Origin of the sequence: Granulicella aggregans (genome assembly GCF_025685565.1) — a bacterium.
In the GTDB taxonomy this organism is placed as follows: Bacteria; Acidobacteriota; Terriglobia; order Terriglobales; family Acidobacteriaceae; genus Edaphobacter; species Edaphobacter aggregans_B.
The window spans coordinates 983,075-998,453 of the sequence record NZ_JAGSYE010000002.1 but is presented as its reverse complement, the minus strand read 5'-3'; the positions used below and the strand labels follow the sequence as shown (position 1 = coordinate 998,453).

13 protein-coding genes are annotated in these 15,379 nt (G+C 60.0%); 10 read left to right on the top strand and 3 right to left on the bottom strand.

What is annotated here, in order from left to right; genetic code table 11:
* Positions 1–71: 71 nt before the first annotated feature.
* Both OHL18_RS13755 and OHL18_RS13750 read left to right on the top strand, forming a co-directional pair.
* Positions 72–608, top strand: a complete 537-nt coding sequence (locus OHL18_RS13755) for a GNAT family N-acetyltransferase (protein WP_263375417.1) — start codon at positions 72–74, stop codon at positions 606–608.
* Positions 605–1,135: a GNAT family N-acetyltransferase gene (locus tag OHL18_RS13750; protein WP_263375416.1), complete on the top strand. Its 531-nt coding sequence runs from the start codon at positions 605–607 to the stop codon at positions 1,133–1,135. Before OHL18_RS13755 ends, OHL18_RS13750 begins: the two co-directional genes overlap by 4 nt.
* A gap of 182 nt (positions 1,136–1,317) precedes the next feature.
* Here OHL18_RS13750 and OHL18_RS13745 read toward each other — a convergent pair whose 3' ends face one another.
* Positions 1,318–2,199: a hypothetical protein gene (locus OHL18_RS13745; RefSeq protein WP_263375415.1), complete on the bottom strand. Its 882-nt coding sequence runs from the start codon at positions 2,197–2,199 to the stop codon at positions 1,318–1,320.
* A 345-nt stretch (positions 2,200–2,544) separates the two neighbouring features.
* On the opposite strand from OHL18_RS13745, the gene OHL18_RS13740 reads away from it, so the two are divergent.
* From OHL18_RS13740 to OHL18_RS13720, 5 genes are all read left to right on the top strand, one after another.
* On the top strand, positions 2,545–3,090 hold the full coding sequence (locus OHL18_RS13740) for a TlpA family protein disulfide reductase (RefSeq protein ID WP_263375414.1): 546 nt from the start codon (positions 2,545–2,547) through the stop codon (positions 3,088–3,090).
* A gap of 188 nt (positions 3,091–3,278) precedes the next feature.
* The gene (locus OHL18_RS13735) at positions 3,279–4,424 is read left to right on the top strand and encodes an alpha-galactosidase (RefSeq protein ID WP_263375413.1); all 1,146 of its coding nucleotides are present in this window, start codon (positions 3,279–3,281) and stop codon (positions 4,422–4,424) included.
* 159 nt (positions 4,425–4,583) lie between these two features.
* The gene (locus OHL18_RS13730) at positions 4,584–5,750 is read left to right on the top strand and encodes a GGDEF domain-containing protein (protein ID WP_263375412.1); all 1,167 of its coding nucleotides are present in this window, start codon (positions 4,584–4,586) and stop codon (positions 5,748–5,750) included.
* 139 nt (positions 5,751–5,889) lie between these two features.
* Positions 5,890–6,501: a glycerol-3-phosphate 1-O-acyltransferase PlsY gene (gene plsY / locus OHL18_RS13725; RefSeq protein WP_263375411.1), complete on the top strand. Its 612-nt coding sequence runs from the start codon at positions 5,890–5,892 to the stop codon at positions 6,499–6,501.
* Complete coding sequence (locus OHL18_RS13720) at positions 6,498–7,490, top strand: NAD(P)H-dependent glycerol-3-phosphate dehydrogenase (protein ID WP_263375410.1); 993 nt, start codon at positions 6,498–6,500, stop codon at positions 7,488–7,490. Before plsY ends, OHL18_RS13720 begins: the two co-directional genes overlap by 4 nt.
* A gap of 5 nt (positions 7,491–7,495) precedes the next feature.
* Here OHL18_RS13720 and OHL18_RS13715 read toward each other — a convergent pair whose 3' ends face one another.
* Complete coding sequence (locus tag OHL18_RS13715; RefSeq protein WP_263375409.1) at positions 7,496–8,683, bottom strand: acyltransferase family protein; 1,188 nt, start codon at positions 8,681–8,683, stop codon at positions 7,496–7,498.
* 66 nt (positions 8,684–8,749) lie between these two features.
* Positions 8,750–10,291 (bottom strand): protein adenylyltransferase SelO, encoded by a 1,542-nt coding sequence (locus OHL18_RS13710; RefSeq protein WP_263375408.1) that lies wholly within the window; start codon positions 10,289–10,291, stop codon positions 8,750–8,752.
* 358 nt (positions 10,292–10,649) lie between these two features.
* Here OHL18_RS13710 and OHL18_RS13705 point away from each other — a divergent pair, with 358 nt between their 5' ends.
* The 3 genes from OHL18_RS13705 (at position 10,650) to OHL18_RS13695 (ending at position 15,308) form a co-directional block, all read left to right on the top strand.
* Entirely contained in the window at positions 10,650–12,749 is a 2,100-nt protein-coding gene (locus tag OHL18_RS13705) for a TonB-dependent receptor (protein ID WP_263375407.1), read from the top strand.
* Complete coding sequence (locus OHL18_RS13700) at positions 12,691–13,773, top strand: hypothetical protein (protein WP_263375406.1); 1,083 nt, start codon at positions 12,691–12,693, stop codon at positions 13,771–13,773. Before OHL18_RS13705 ends, OHL18_RS13700 begins: the two co-directional genes overlap by 59 nt.
* Before the next feature lie 74 nt (positions 13,774–13,847).
* Complete coding sequence (locus tag OHL18_RS13695; RefSeq protein ID WP_263375405.1) at positions 13,848–15,308, top strand: tetratricopeptide repeat protein; 1,461 nt, start codon at positions 13,848–13,850, stop codon at positions 15,306–15,308.
* The last annotated feature ends 71 nt before the right edge of the window (positions 15,309–15,379 follow it).

The following is a 15,379-nucleotide window of genomic DNA, read 5'->3' as shown; positions in this document are numbered from 1 at the left end:
ATAATCGTGCTGAACAAGATATTGGACGTTAGGTTTTGGATCGGAGAAGATTTGTCTACGAGGTAAGCACCATGCAGACGGTAGGCGAGTTCGAAGCAGTGCAGACGGCAACGCCGCAGATCAACATACGACCGCTGAAGACTGGCGAGGATGCAACCCCTTTTCGTACCCTGAACGAGGAGTGGATCACGCGATTCTTTGTTCTTGAAGCCAAAGATAAGGCCACGCTGGGCGATCCGGAGAACATGATCCTGGCGAAGGGCGGCCAGATCTACTTCGTCCGGGCGGAGGACGAGGTGGTTGGCTGCGTAGCGCTGATTCCTATGAACGATGGTGTCTATGAGCTATCGAAGATGGCGGTAGCACCGAAGATGCGTGGTCTTGGCATAGGGCGGAAGCTGCTCGAATATACGATTGCGCAGGCGCGTCAGCGGGGGGCGACGTCGCTCTTCCTCGGCAGCAGCAGCAGGCTGAAGAATGCAGTGCACCTCTACGAATCGCTCGGTTTTCAGCACGTGCCGCCTGATAGCCTTCCAGATATGCACTATTCGCGCGCCGATGTCTTTATGACGATGACGCTTGAGGCGAGCGAGAAGGACGAGCGATGAAGATTCGGCTTGCCCAGCCCGGCGACGTTCCCGCGATCATGCAGATTGTCCGTGCCGTGGTGCCGTTGATGCGCGCCTCCGGCAATCTGCAATGGGACGATATCTATCCGAATCCAGCGGTGTTTGACGCGGACATTGCGCTATCGCAGCTATGGGTCGCGGATATTGATGGCAGCCTAGCGGGTGTCATTGCTCTGACCACCGAGCAGTCGCCAGAGTACGTACAGGCCGGATGGGACATTGAGGTTCCGGCGATTGTGGTGCACCGACTGGCGGTAGATCCGGCGTTCCAGGGACGTGGGGTGGCGATTGCCTTGATGCAGCAGGCCGAGATTGTCGCCGAAGGGAAGGGGATCGACCGGGTCCGCGCGGACACGAATACACACAACCAGGTGATGCAGCGATTGATGCCAAAGTTGGGGTACGATCTCTCCGGCGAGATCGGGTTGGAGTTTCGGCCAGGATTGCGATTTTTCTGCTACGAGAAGTTGCTTGCGGTTGGGGCCAACTCGTCACAAAGGGCTTAAACCCTGGAGATATGGCACTTTTCGCGACTCCAAGGATGTGCCACTACGTGAATTTGGCCGTGGAACATAGCGAATGTTCCACGTGGAACATTAAGTCGTGTGTACTTCGAACGTAATCTTTATGTAAAACTCCCCGCAAAGCCGGAGCTTTACGGGGAGTTTTTGTTTCGTTTTGGGCTGGTTTAGAACGAGTGCGTGAGTCCGACGATGACCGCGTAGTCCGCGAAGGCGGCGTCGCCATGTGTCCCGTTGGCGAGATCGGTGACGGAAGCTCGGCGGTTGCGTTGAATCGCCCACGGCCCGTTCACGGAGAGGATCGAATGGCGGTAGGCGTACTGGATGCCGGGGTCGATGGAGATGATGTAGCCGGGTCGGCGGAAGCCGTCGCTCTTGCCGAAGGCGTCGCGGACCGGGATGCCTTCCATGCGTCCGCCGAAGCTGGCGGCAAGGCCACGAACCTCGGGGACGTGGCGCGAGAGACCGCCTCGGAACAGGTACTGGTCGGTCGCGGACATGATTCCTTCCCCAGGCTGCGAGCGGAAGGTAGGCACACCGCTGGTGTCTGCGGGGTTGAAGAGCCACGAGCCCTGGAAGTAGGCCGTGGTCCGGAAGTAGGTCGTCTTGTAGGCCTGCGTGCAGAGGGTGAAGCCCCAGGTTCCGTCGCCGGGCTGGATGGACTGGTCGGCGACGTACTTCTGCGTGACTCCCTTGAGCGTGCCCGTGCCCATGCCGTTTGAGAGGCCGGTGGGCAGCTTCAACCCGACGCTGAGAGCGATGTTGCCGCCGTTCTCGGCCGGTGGCCGCAGAACCCAGGCTTGTGCGCCCACGATCATGTCGCCGATGCCGGCGATGTCGTAGACGCCGGTCGGCGGATACTTCTGGTTCCGCGTGGACTCTAGAACCGGGACAAAGGCGCTGACCGAGCACCGAGGAGTCAATTGATAGGAGGCGCTGATCTCGTAGATATTCTGGTGGGTTTTAATCTGGGTGTTGAGGATTGCGCGCTGCGTCTCCTCTACTTCGCCGGTGAAGTGGCGGAAGGAACTGAAGGAACGCCAGTCCACTTCACAGTAAGGCCGTGCAGTCCGCTACGGTTGAAGCCGCCGTGGCCGTCGTCGGTAAGGGCGGAGATAACGGGCTGGCTGGTATGTGCAGCCAGGCATCCCTGTGCGTGTGCGAAGCTGGTCGACGCTCCGGCGCAGAGGATGGTCAGCAGAAGCGTGTGGTGCGCGGAAGGCCTCGAAGTAAGGGGAAAACTCTATTTTTCATGATCCCAGATCGTAGGCGAGTGGGCGGAAGAGGGGCATCGGTATGAAGGCAGATACTCGTATCCACCCTTGTGTGGATGCCAGGAGCACGCCGCCACAGGTAGAGTTTCGTTGCACCACCTGAAAGAGATAGATTGCCTTATGAAGATCCTTGCTGCCGTTGTCTTGTCGTCGATCTTGTTCCTTGCAGGCTCAGAAGTCGCGCTGGCCGAAGGAAGTGGACAACTTGAGGCGAAATATGTTGCGCTCGATGGCTCGACGCATAGCCTTGCTGAATTGGACGGTCACGTCGCGGTGCTGAACTTCTGGGCGACATGGTGTGGCCCCTGTCGCGAGGAGATGCTGCGACTACAGAATCTAGCGGATGGGTATGCGACCAAGGGCGTCACGTTCGTCGCGATCGCGCTGGACGACGCGGACACACAAGCGAAGATTCCTGGCGTGGTAGCCCAGCGCTCGTTCAGTATCCCCGTCTGGAAGGGCGCGACTGCGGAGACGTTGAAGCAGCTTGATCTGGGTGTCCTAGTGCCGGCGACGTTGATTCTGGACGATCACGGAGTCGTGATCGGGCGGATTGAGGGCGAGGCGCGAGATAAAGATGTTCGGACACGGTTGGACTGGCTGCTGGGCGGCCGACAGGGCAGGCAGCCCAAGATCGTCCAGAAGAACGACATAGAGGAGTGGTAGAACCACCTGATTGTCGAATGGGGGCCAGACAACTTAGTATGGTGACCTCTGTTCGAGAGTAGAGTTTCGTGAACCGAACTCCGCCCGATCAGAAATGAGCTGCCAATCTTTCATCCGGGGTCATTATGCAAGCGTTCCGCCTCTTCTCGAAAGTCGTTCTTTTTGTTGCCGCGTTTGTAATCCTTTTCATGCCCTCGCCCACGCGGGCCCTGGATAACGGCCTGGCGAGGACGCCGCCGATGGGCTGGAATAGCTGGAACAAGTTCGCCTGCGACGGTCTGAATGAGAAGGTCGTCCGCGAGACGGCGGACACGATGGTGAGCAACGGCATGAAGGACGCCGGCTACCAGTATGTGAACCTCGACGACTGCTGGCAGAGTTCGCGCGATGCTGACGGCAACATCGTCGTTGATGCGGTCCACTTTCCCTCGGGCATCAAGGCGCTTGCGGACTATGTTCACTCGAAGGGCCTGAAGTTCGGGCTCTACAGCGACGCGGGCACCCTGACCTGCGCGAAGCGGCCGGGTAGTATCGGTCACGAGTATCAGGATGCGCTGCAGTATGCGAAGTGGGGCGTCGACTACCTGAAGGAAGACTGGTGCAGCACCCTGCCCGGTCAAAGCGCCGAGTCCTCCTACACGCTGATGCGCGACGCGCTCGCTGATGCGGCAAAGAAGACGGGCCACCCGATCCTCTTTTCGTTGTGCGAGTGGGGCTCGAACAAGCCCTGGCTCTGGGCTGGCCCGGTGGGCAATATGTGGCGTTCGACCGGCGACATTCAGGATTGCTGGAACTGCAAGAAAGACTGGGGCGGCAATGGCGTCGTTCAGATCATCGACCAGCTCGATCCTATCTACTCCTACGCAGGGCCGGGCCACTGGAACGACCCGGATATGCTGGAGGTTGGCAACGGCGGTATGACCACAGAGGAGAATCGGTCACACTTCAGCCTGTGGGCGCTGCTGGCCGCTCCGCTGCTGGCGGGCAACGACATCGCAAACATGTCCGCCGATACGAAGCAGATCCTGCTGAACAAGGAAGTGATCGCGGTGGACCAGGATCCCCTGGGTATCCAGGGACATCGGGTGAGGAAGAGCGGCGATCTCGAGGTGTGGTCGAAACAGCTCGCGGATGGTGGGCGTGCGGTGATCCTGCTGAACCGCGGAGCGGCGACAGCGTCAATCTCCGCAGACTGGGCCGACATCGGCTACCCCCCGACGGTTATGGCGACGGTTCGCGACCTGTGGGCGAAGAAGGACATGGGTAAGTTCGCTGCGAACTACACGGCGCAAGTGCCGAGCCACGGAGTCGTGATGATCCGCGTTAACCCTTAGCGCCCAAGTCTGGGGAGTTGTGATGATTCCGTGGTGCGCCGGTTGACGAACAGCGTGTTTGTTACCTCAAAGTTGTAGTCCTGCGCACGTGGGATGCGCCTTTGTAGGGGCCATGGCCGGTGTTGGTCAATATAATCGACTCGATTGCGGTCAGGCCCCATGGACATTCACTCCCTACATGTCGAACACACTGTTTTGCTGGCCGTGTATACGCTGCTCACAGTTGTGAACGCCCGTATGCACAAGGGAATTCAGGGCATCCACTGGTTTTCGATTTATAACGCCCTGCTTTTTGTGGGCGCCCTGCTCGTTGCGCTGCGGGGACACATCCCCAACTCGATCTCGATTGTGGGCGGCAACCTGTTTGTCGTGGCAGGCTACATTGCGCTTTTTATCTGCCTGGCGCGATTCTTCGGAGCGAAGCTGACCGAGCTCCGCATTCAGGGGGTTCTGGCCGCGGTTGGCGTGGTCACGATGGTGCAATACGGACTGATCCATCCCGATACCGACAAGCGGCTCCTGGCTTACAGCGTTGTTCTCTGTCTGCAGCAGGCGCATGTCGCCCTCTTCGTGGCGCGTAAGGAGCGCCGCGACACGCATGCGGCCGCCTCGATGGTATTTATGCTGGGAGGACTTGGGCTGATGAACCTATGGCGGATCGCGGCGGTAGCCACGCAGGCGGTCCCGCAGGACTATCTGAAGGTGCGTGGTGGCCTGGTCTGGATGGTGCTGATCAATACTGCTCTGCAGTGTGGGGCGATCGTATCGTACGTTTGGATGACGGCGTCGCTGCTGCGGGGCAATCTCGCGGTGCAGGCGTTGACCGATCCGCTTACGGGGCTCTTGAACCGGCGGGCCATGGACCGCGCGGCTGAGAAGGTCCTTGGAGCGGTGACCCTGGACGCGCCTGCCTCAGCGATTGCAGTTGATTTGAATGACTTCAAGCAGATCAACGATTCTCATGGCCATGCCTGCGGCGATGTGACGCTGATCGCTGTCGCGCGCTGCCTTGAACTCGGGCTGCGGCACAGCGATTTTATCGGCAGGATGGGCGGCGACGAGTTCATTGCGCTGCTGCCGCGTACACCGGTCGAGGTCGCGCGCGAGATGGCTCGCGCACTCGACCACGCGTTGCGTTCCGTGGTCATTCCCTTCGGGGGCAAAGAGGTGCGCATCTCTGCCAGCTTCGGCTGCGCGGAGGCAAGCTCGGCTGCATCCACCTGGGGAGACTTGATCGGCGCATGTGATAAGGCTCTGTATGAGGCGAAGAGCGACCGCCGCAGGATAGGCACGACGGCGGCTGTAGTTCCTGAGCCCGCGCTTTAGCTTCCACCTGCGTTTTCACAATTCGCGATGGAGCTCCCGTGAATGAGGTCGCGGGGGGATTCTGCACAGGGCCCGATCTGCCTGAAAACAGCGATGCGGCTTGCTAGACGTACCTCGAAACTGGTAACAAAGACGAGGAATGAATAGCTGGATCATCTCGCTGACGACTGCCTATCTGCTGGGCTCTATCCCTTTTGGATATCTGCTGGTGCGGACTTTCAAGCACGAGGACATCCGCAAGACAGGCAGCGGCAACATCGGAGCGACGAACGTGTTGCGTTCGGGAGCGAAAGGCCTGGGCATCGCGACGTTGCTGCTCGATCTCGGTAAGGCGTGCGGAGCGGTGTGGATCGCTATGCTGATCGCGCCGGGGAACTATGACCTGGCGGTTGCGAGCGGCGTGGCGGCGGTGGTTGGGCACGTTTTTCCGGTATGGCTCGGCTTTCGCGGCGGAAAGGGAGTCGCCAGCGCTCTCGGTGTCTTTCTTGCGCTTACCTGGCCGAGTGCTCTGTGCATCCTCAGCGTCTTCATCGTGGTGGTGATGCTCACGCGTTTTGTCTCCCTGGCTTCGATCATTGCGGCGGCCACACTGCCATTCTTTGCTTACTATTTTGTTCCGGAGCGCAGTCCTATCGTGATTTCGGGGTTTCTCTTTCTTAGCGTGTTGATTATTGGCAAGCACCATCAAAATATCCGCCGTCTTCTGGCAGGAACTGAGAGCCGTTTCGGCTCCAGAAAGGCGGGCGATTGAGCCGCATTGCAATTCTTGGAGCTGGTGCCTGGGGCACCGCACTGACGATCTCTTTGGCCCGGCGTGGGGGGCATGAACTCGTACTGTGGTCGCATTCGGAGTCTCTCGCCGAGACGATGACCGAGACCGGCCGGAACGTGACCTATCTGCCGAACGCGATGGTTCCGGCGGATGTCCAGATTACTGCCGATCTGCCGGGCGCGATCTTCGAGGCAGACATTTTGCTGTGCGTGCCTCCGTCGCAGCACATGCGCGGCATCGTCTCGCATATCGCGCCGCTGCTGACGCGCAACCAGATCCTGATCAGCGCCAGTAAAGGAATCGAGGACGGAAGCTTCCTGCGCATGTCGCAGGTGATGGCCTCGGTGACCAACAACCCGATTGGAGTGTTGAGCGGCCCGTCTTTTGCTCAGGAGGTCGCTACCGGCCAGCCGACGGCGATCGTTGCGGCTGCCAGCGACGGTGTCCTGGCGCAGCTTATCCAGCAGGAGTTCACCAGTCCGTCGCTGCGTGTCTACACGAACGACGACGTATCCGGGGTGGAACTTGGCGGCGCGTTGAAGAACGTCATCGCGTTGGCGGCCGGTGTGGTGGTGGGCCTCGATCTGGGCAGTAACTCTGCCGCGGCGCTGATTACTCGGGGCATCGCCGAGATCACTCGCCTGTCCGTCGCCTGCGGAGGCCGCAGGCAGACACTTGCCGGACTCTCTGGCGTAGGTGATCTTGTCCTTACATGCACAGGAGGCCTCTCCCGCAATCGCACCGTCGGTGTCGAACTCGGCAAGGGGCGCAAGCTCAACGCGATCCTTGCCGAGCTCAACGGCAAGGTGGCCGAAGGGATTCGCAGCACTACCGCCGCGTTGGGACTGGCTGCCCGCTACGGCGTCGATATGCCGATCACTGAGCAGGTGGACGCGATTCTGAATCACGACAAGGACCCCAAGGATGCGATCCGCGAGCTGATGACGCGTCCCGGACGGGATGAGTAATCCACTCAGATCTTGAGGAAGATGCGTCTGCGATAGAGGAAGACGTAGACCACAAGCCAGCACAGGGCGACGTATCCCAGGCTGTAGATGAGCGATGCGAAGGCGACGTCCGGAATGACGCGATGGCAGAGTCCATAGAGCGTCTGCTGAAGGTTCTGGCCGTTGCCGAGATGAACGATGCCGAAGATCGTGGCCAGTACCTCCGACAGGACGTAGGAGAAGATGGCGTTGGTGCCGAAGACCAGCAGCGCCGTGCTGGCGAAGGAGTTACCTGACTCCTGCGAAGGCTTGCGCAGGTCTGCGATCCACAGAAACAGCGCCAGCAGGATCATGCTCAAGCCGCCCGCGAAGAGCGTGTAGGAGCTGGTCCAAAGCTTCTTGTTGATGGGGAAGTCGACGTTCCACATCAGCCCTAGAGAGAGTGCGGTGAAGCCCGCAAGCAGGATGTAGTTCGCCTTTGTCCTGAGCGTGTGCTTTGTCTGCAGCCACAGGCCGGTGAGCAGGCCCATAAGGATCGTTCCCAGGGCAGGCAGCGTGCTGAGCAGCCCTTCAGGGTCGCGGGTGCGTTCGTACAGGTGACCGGGCGAGAAGATCTGCCGATCCAACCATGCCGTAAGATTTGCGTCGCGACTAAGCAGAGGGATCTCGTGGGTGGGAGTGCCGAGGCCAGGCACGGCCACGAAGCGCATCAGGATCCAATAGCCGACGAGGGCGGCGACCAGAGCAGCGGCCTTGCTTCGCCAGCCGGGAAAGTAGATATAGAAAGTCGCAACGATCAGATAGCAGAGCGCAATGCGCGGCAACACGCCATAGAACCGCATGGTCGCAAAGTGAAAGAAGGGAAAGTTGTTGACCACCATTCCCAGGAGAAACAGGATCGCCGACCGGCGCAGGACATGCAGGAAGAGGCCCTGCTTGCTCTCGCCGCGGGCGAGCCTGCCAGCGGTCGAAAGTACCGTCGAGATGCCGACGAGGAAGAGGAAGGTGGGGAAGACGAGATCGGTCGGCGTGAAGCCGTTCCAGTCAGCGTGTTTCAGGGCCCAGTAAGCACCGTTGCCGTCGCCGTTATCGTTGACCAGGATCATGAAGGCGAGAGTCAGCCCTCGCAGCAGGTCGATCGAAAGCAGTCGGCGAGGCCGCTCGATTGCGGCAGGCGAATCCATCACGGCGGTAGAGGAAGAATGCAGCGTCATTCGGGGCCGGTCTCCTGCTTGCGATTATCGCGTAAATTCAGCGACTTAGATCAAGTTATCTGGGATTTAAGTTCCGCAGAAGGTGGCAATCACGGATTCTTCGGGGCGAGCCGGTCTGGTGTAGCGCTCCAGCTCGGGACGATCGTCATAGGGGCGGGATATCGCGTCGAGCATCTCTTCGAACGGCCGGAAGTCCTCGCGCTCGATAGCCGAGTCGATCACGGCCTGCACGAGATGATTGCGCGGGATGATGGACGGGTTGGCCGCGCGCATCGCGGCCGCGCGATCCTGCGCTGAAGCGGACTCGCTCTCGAGCCGTCGTCGCCATGCCCCCGCCCATTCGTCGTAGGAAGCTGGATCTGCGAAGAGAGTGCGGACACGGACGTCCGCGTCTGTGCTGGCTGCGGCATCGCAGAGCGTGCGGAAGGTCAGTGTGAAGTCGGCTCGATTCGCCGCCATCCGGGAGAGCAGATCAACCGCGAGCGCTTCGTCATCTTCGCGGTGAGTTGCCATGCCCAGCTTGCTTCGGAGGCCCGCGTGCAGTGCCGTGTTGAAGATTCCTTCGAAGGACGCCAGCGACTCCCGGGCCGTGGCAAGCCCGGCTTCGTCTCCGCCAGACTCCTTCGCGATAAGAGGCAGCAGCGATTCGGCAAGGCGCGTGAGGTTCCACAGCATCATGGCGGGTTGATTGCCATAGGCGTAGCGGCCCTGCTGGTCGATGGAGCTGTAGACCTTGGCCGGGTCGTAGGCCTCGAGCAGGGCGCAGGGGCCGTAGTCGATGGTCTCGCCGGAGATCGAGGTGTTGTCGGTGTTCATCACGCCATGAATGAATCCGATCAACATCCATTGCGCAACCAGCCGCGCCTGACGGGAGATAACGCCATCGAGGAATGCCCGGTAGGGATGTGTAGTCAAAGCCGCTTCGGGGTAGTGGCGAGCGATGGCATAGTCCGCCAGAAGCTTTGTGCCTTCGATGTCCGACCGCGCGGCGAAGTATTGAAACGTGCCGACGCGGAGGTGGCTTGCGGCGACCCGCGTGAAGATCGCTCCTGGCAATACAGTCTCGCGAACTACTTTCTGGCCGGTGGTCACGGCGGCAAGGGCTCGCGTGGTGGGTACGCCGAGTGCTGCCATGGCCTCGCTGAGGATGTACTCGCGCAGGACCGGCCCGAGCGCCGCGCGTCCATCGCCACGGCGCGAGAACGCGGTCGGGCCGGAGCCTTTGAGCTGGATGTCGTAGCGTTGGCCGCCCTGCGCGATCACCTCTCCCAGAAGAAGCGCGCGGCCATCGCCAAGCTGCGGGACGAAGTGCCCGAACTGGTGTCCGGCGTATGCAAGCGCGATCGGTTCCGATCCCGCTGCGACGCGGTTGCCTGCAAGAATCGCGATTCCCTCCGGAGTGGCGAGCGCAAGCGGGTCCAGGCCAAGCTGCAGCACTAGTCGCTCGTTGATCTTGATCAGGCGAGGCGCGGCGACAGGCATTGCAGTCGTCCGCGAGTAGAAGCGTTCGGGCAGCTTGGCGTAGGTATTCGCGAAGTCGATCGCGATGGAGTTGTGGCTATCGTTTGAGGTGTCGAGAGAGGCCGGGGCATCGGCAGTTGGGTGCATATCGTATTGGATAACGAATCGGCCTTGATGATCCATACGGAAACTCGCGGAACGTGAGTTTAGGCCGGTGTTGGACTGCAAAATAGGAGATGGTACGGATGTACTATCCGTCTTGACTGTGATAGAGGGCGATGCCTAGAGTTCTCAGGTCTGAGAAATCGTTTACTCAAAACCAATCACCGCGACAGCCTCGCGGCGGCTTGAAGTATGCGATTCCGGACTCTGTAGCCATCCACTTCTACGAGGTCAGTTCATGTCGAGGCGTCTTCTATCTTTGGTCCTTTGCTCATTCGCGTTTCTCCTGTTTGGGCTTTCGGAGACGGGTCTAGCGCAATTCAGCGGAAACATCTCGGGGGTCGTGACTGACCCGACCGGCGCTGTCGTGGCCAACGCGTCGCTGGTGCTGACCAACAAGTCGACGGGCGAGAGGCGCACTGCGGCGAGCGGCAGCGACGGCGTCTACCAGTTCGTCAGCCTTGCACCCGCGGCGTATGAACTGGACAGCACGCTGAGCGGATTTACTCCTTCGCACATCAGCCTGACTCTGGGGACCAACCAGAACCTCAATCTGCCGGTAACCCTGGTCGTAGGCGGCGAGACGCAGCAGGTGAATGTAAACACCGAGGCCGCGGTGCTGGATATCGGCGAGACGCGGCAGCAGGAAACGCTTTCTACGGAGACGCTGTCGACGCTGCCGCTCGCGGGCCGCAATATGATCTCGCTGGTGACCCTCGCACCCGGCGTGACGAGTAACGGCAGCCCGGGTTCGGGCCGCGATAATTTTTCGACCGAGACGCAGGTCGACGCCAGCGCGAACGGCATGGGCGCGGTCGGCAACATGTACATCGTCGACGGGCTTGACGTGAGCAGCTCCATTCGGCCCGGCGTTCTGAACATGACGCCCAATCCGGACTCGATCCAGGAGACGACGATCCAGACCAACACCTACAACGTGGACTACGGCCGTTCGAGCTCCATCCAGATGACCATGACCACGAAGTCTGGTGGCAGCCGGTATCACGGCAATGCAAGCGACTACTTCAACTACCAGGGCTTCTTCGCTGGGACAGAGTTTTCGAAGACCTACACGCCGTTCCATAGCAACAACATCTCGGCGACCATCGGTGGGCCGATCATTCCGCATAAGGATGGTTTCTTCTTCTTCGCGATCGAGCCGCTTCGTTCTTCCACGGCTGTGAGCTCGAACATCACCTTTGAAGATCCGGCCTTCACAGCCTTCGCACAGACCAACTTCCCGAACACGATTGGAACTCTTCTGCTGACCAAGTATCCGGTCACGAAGGTCAATAACGTAACCGTGGCCTCGACTGCCTCCGGCGTCTTTCCGGCGACGAGCGCGACGCCGTGCGGTACGGCGGCCAGCAACTTCCTGCCCTGCGGCACTCCTATCCTTGATAACGGCAACTACACCGATACCGCGTTCCGAAACGGCAATCAGTACAGCATCCGTCTCGATAAGAACTTCAAGGCTGAGCGGCTCTACGGTGCGTACTATCGCACGACGCTGGACAGTAACGGCACCAATCCCCGCCTGGCCTTTGGTACCACCAGCAACTACGCGCAGTACGCGACCCAGGTCAACGAGACACACACCTTCAACTCCACGACCCTGAACGAGGCCTCGTTCGCCGCGATGCGTGTGGAGGGTATCGCGCCCAGCACTGGCCTGTTCACGGTGCCGGTCGTCAATGTAACTGGCCTTGGCCAGGGCTTTGGCGCGGGCTTCGCTCAGGGCGACTTCATCCAGCACAACTATCACTGGCGTGATGTTCTCAATCACACCTTCAAGTCACACGACATTCGGGTTGGTTACGAAGGCCTTTTCTCGGATGACGTTGAGGTCTTCGATGGCCCTTATGACCAGCCGACGTTCAACTTCAACAGCCTGCTCGATCTGGCGAAGGACAATGTTTATACGGAGACGGGACTCTCTTACAATCCGACCACCGGTCAGCGCACGGCTTATAGCTGGAACGCAGCCGGCGTGACGCACGGCTTCTTCGCGGAAGACACCTGGAAGCTGAAGCGCAACCTTACCCTAAACTATGGTCTCCGCTGGGATGACTACGGGAATCCTTACTCGCGCACGCCCAGCACGGTCTTCGGTAACTTCATCCCTGGCGCAGGCACTACGTTCCAGGAACAGATCGCGAACGGAGCCGTCGTTCCGCACCACCACGCTCTGAACCGTTCGATCACCGATGTCTTCAGCCCGCGCGCGGGTATCGCCTACAGCCCGGACTCAGCGAGTAAGTGGCTCATCAAGGGCGGCGCTGGCATCTTCCACAACTGGCCAACCCTTGCCAAATCTGCAGGAGGAGTATCGCGGCAACCCTCCGGGCAACATCTTCCCGGTCTTTTACGGCGGACAGGATCCGGTGCCGATCTTTGGCCTGGGAACGACGAACGTCAAGCCTTATGGCTACGCTGCTCCTGATCTGCCTGCGCGTCCGCTTACTGCGAAGGGGGGTATCGAAGGACTGCAGTTCTCGATTGGCGGTATCGACGCGAATCTGAAGTCGCCCATCGCGTATATCTACTCCGCTGGTGTAGAGCGCGAGGTGGCTCACAACATCGTCGCCAGCCTGGCGTACTCCGGTACGCGGGGTACAGATCTACTCTCGGGCGGCGGCCAAGTCTATAACGTCAGCTATGGGCAGGACATCAACGTCTTCGAGGGCGACCTGATACAAAGCGGGTCTACTTCGCCGACGAGATTGAACACGAGCTTCGGTTCGATCTACTACACGCAAAACGATCGTGAATCGGGGTATAACGCCTTCATCGCTGGAATTCGCGGCCGGTTCCCGCGAACCTTCTTTACGGTGTACTACACGCACTCGGCCTCGAAGGACGACACGCAGGTTCTTCCCACCTACACCAATCCGCACCGTTGGTACGGGCCGTCGAACTGGGACGCTCCGGACCGTGTGTCGGCGGTGGTCAACTACGAGGTGCCGAAGTACAACAATGGTCTAGGGCTGACAGGACGCGCCTTAAGCGGCTGGTCGGTCAACGGAACGCTAATCGCGCAGAGCGGAAATCCGCTCAACGTGTATACGTCGGCATCTTTCGCCAACGGCGGCGACTACAACGCAGACGGCGATAACTGCGACTTCCCGAACGTGACGAGTTATAAGCAGGACACCAGCCGCAAAGCTTTCCTGAATACCGGATCGCTGGTGGGTTCGAACTTTACCGCGCCGACGTTGGGCACGGATGGCAACGAGAAGTACAACGCCTTCCGCACTCCGGCCTTCCAGCAGTGGGATGCGTCTTTCCTGAAGACTACGGCGATTGCGGAGTCGGTGAACTTCCAGCTTCGCTTCGAGTTCTTCAATATCTTCAACCATCCGAACCTCGGCGGCGTGGTGACAGATCTGTCGAACGGCAACTTCGGCAAGGCGACATCACAGGGGCCACCGCGGTTCTTTCAATTGGGAGGCAACCTGACCTTCTAATCGCGCTCTCCGGGCTGCGGTCCTGTGCTCCAATGGCCGCAGCTCTTCTTTTTCTCCCGAGGTTGAAGTTCTTCATGCGACAGCTTTTCATGCGGGCTCTGGCTCTACTGACTCTGCTGATGACGACAGGGGCTGTGAGCGCACCCGCGCAATCGGGTTCCGCCATCTATTCCATGCTGCAGCAGCACAAGTTCGCCGAGGCTGAGAGTGCGGCGCGGGAAGCGCTTGCAACGAAGCCGAACGACTGCTCCATCCTGACCCTGCTTGGTCTGGCGGAGCGTGGCCAGTCGAAGCTTGACGATGCGTTTCAAAGTTTTCAAAGTGCAAATCAGTTGTGTCCGCGGAACCTAGCAAGCCTTGAAGGAGCTCCGGAGATTGCCTACAGCCGACACATGCCCGAGGCTGACGGTTTGTTGAGACGTGTGGTTGAGTTGCAGCCAGAGAACTCGGCGGCGCACGCAATGTTGGGTGCAGTGGAGGCGCGGGAAGGTGATTGTGAGGCGTCGGTGACGAACTACTTGATGGCAAGCGAGCAGATCAGCCGCAGTGTCCCAGCGCTTCGTCAGTATGCGGGATGCCTGGTCACGCTGGGCAGAATGAAGGAAGCTGTTGAACCGCTCACTCAGTTGCTCGCACTGCAGGAGAGCGGCGTCAATCGCCGGACGCTGGCACGGGCAGAGAGTGACTCGGGAGACCTTGAGACTGCTATCGCCACGCTTGATCCTTTGCTACACGCCGGCCCGCCTGACGACGCGGCGTTGCTCCTGCGGGCGCGCATTGCGGAGGCGGACAACAAGACACCCGAGGCCGTGAACTGGCTGCGGCAGGCGATCCAGTTTGCGCCGAAGAGTGCTGAGAACTACCTGTACTTCGCGGAGATTTCGTTCGCGCATGGATCGTATCAGGTCGGCATCGACCTTTTGAATACGGGATTGCAACAGTTGCCGAACAATCCTCGCCTGCTGCTTGCGCGTGGTGTGCTGCGAGCGCAGCTTGATCACATGGATGCTGCTCTTACTGACTTTGAGGCCGCGCATCGGCTCGATCCGAAGCTCTCGCTGGCGGAGGATGCGATGGGTGTGCTCTTCAGCCAGAAGCACGACATGTCCGCCGCGCGGGCTGTCTTTCGCGAGAAGCTGAAGGGGCAGCCGAACGATGCTCTGCTGCAGTATCTCTATGCGGAGTCGCTGTCGGAGGGTGCTGCGGAAGATAGCAAGAGTTTGGCTGAGGCAATCGCGGCGGCGAAACGCTCTGTGGAGCTTGAGCCTTCGTACCAGTCGGCGCGTGATCTGCTCTGCGTGTTGCTGCTGCGGCACGGTGATCTTAAGGAGGTTGTGGAGCAGGCGGATGAAGCGCTCAAACGCGATCCCTATGACGAGGCGGCGCTCTATCAGGAGCTGCAGGCGGAGCGGCGGTTGAAGGAGACGGACAAGCTGCCCGATCTTGTGGCGAGGTTGCAGGCGGCAAAGAGCCACAACCAGGTGACGGTGACGAAGTTTGTGTTGAGCGATGGGGCTGGCGCGAACGAGCCTTGAGTTGAAAGGCAAAATGCGGGGGGCTCTCGACTCCGCTGCGCTTCGGTCGAGATGGCGATTCTTGTTTAGCG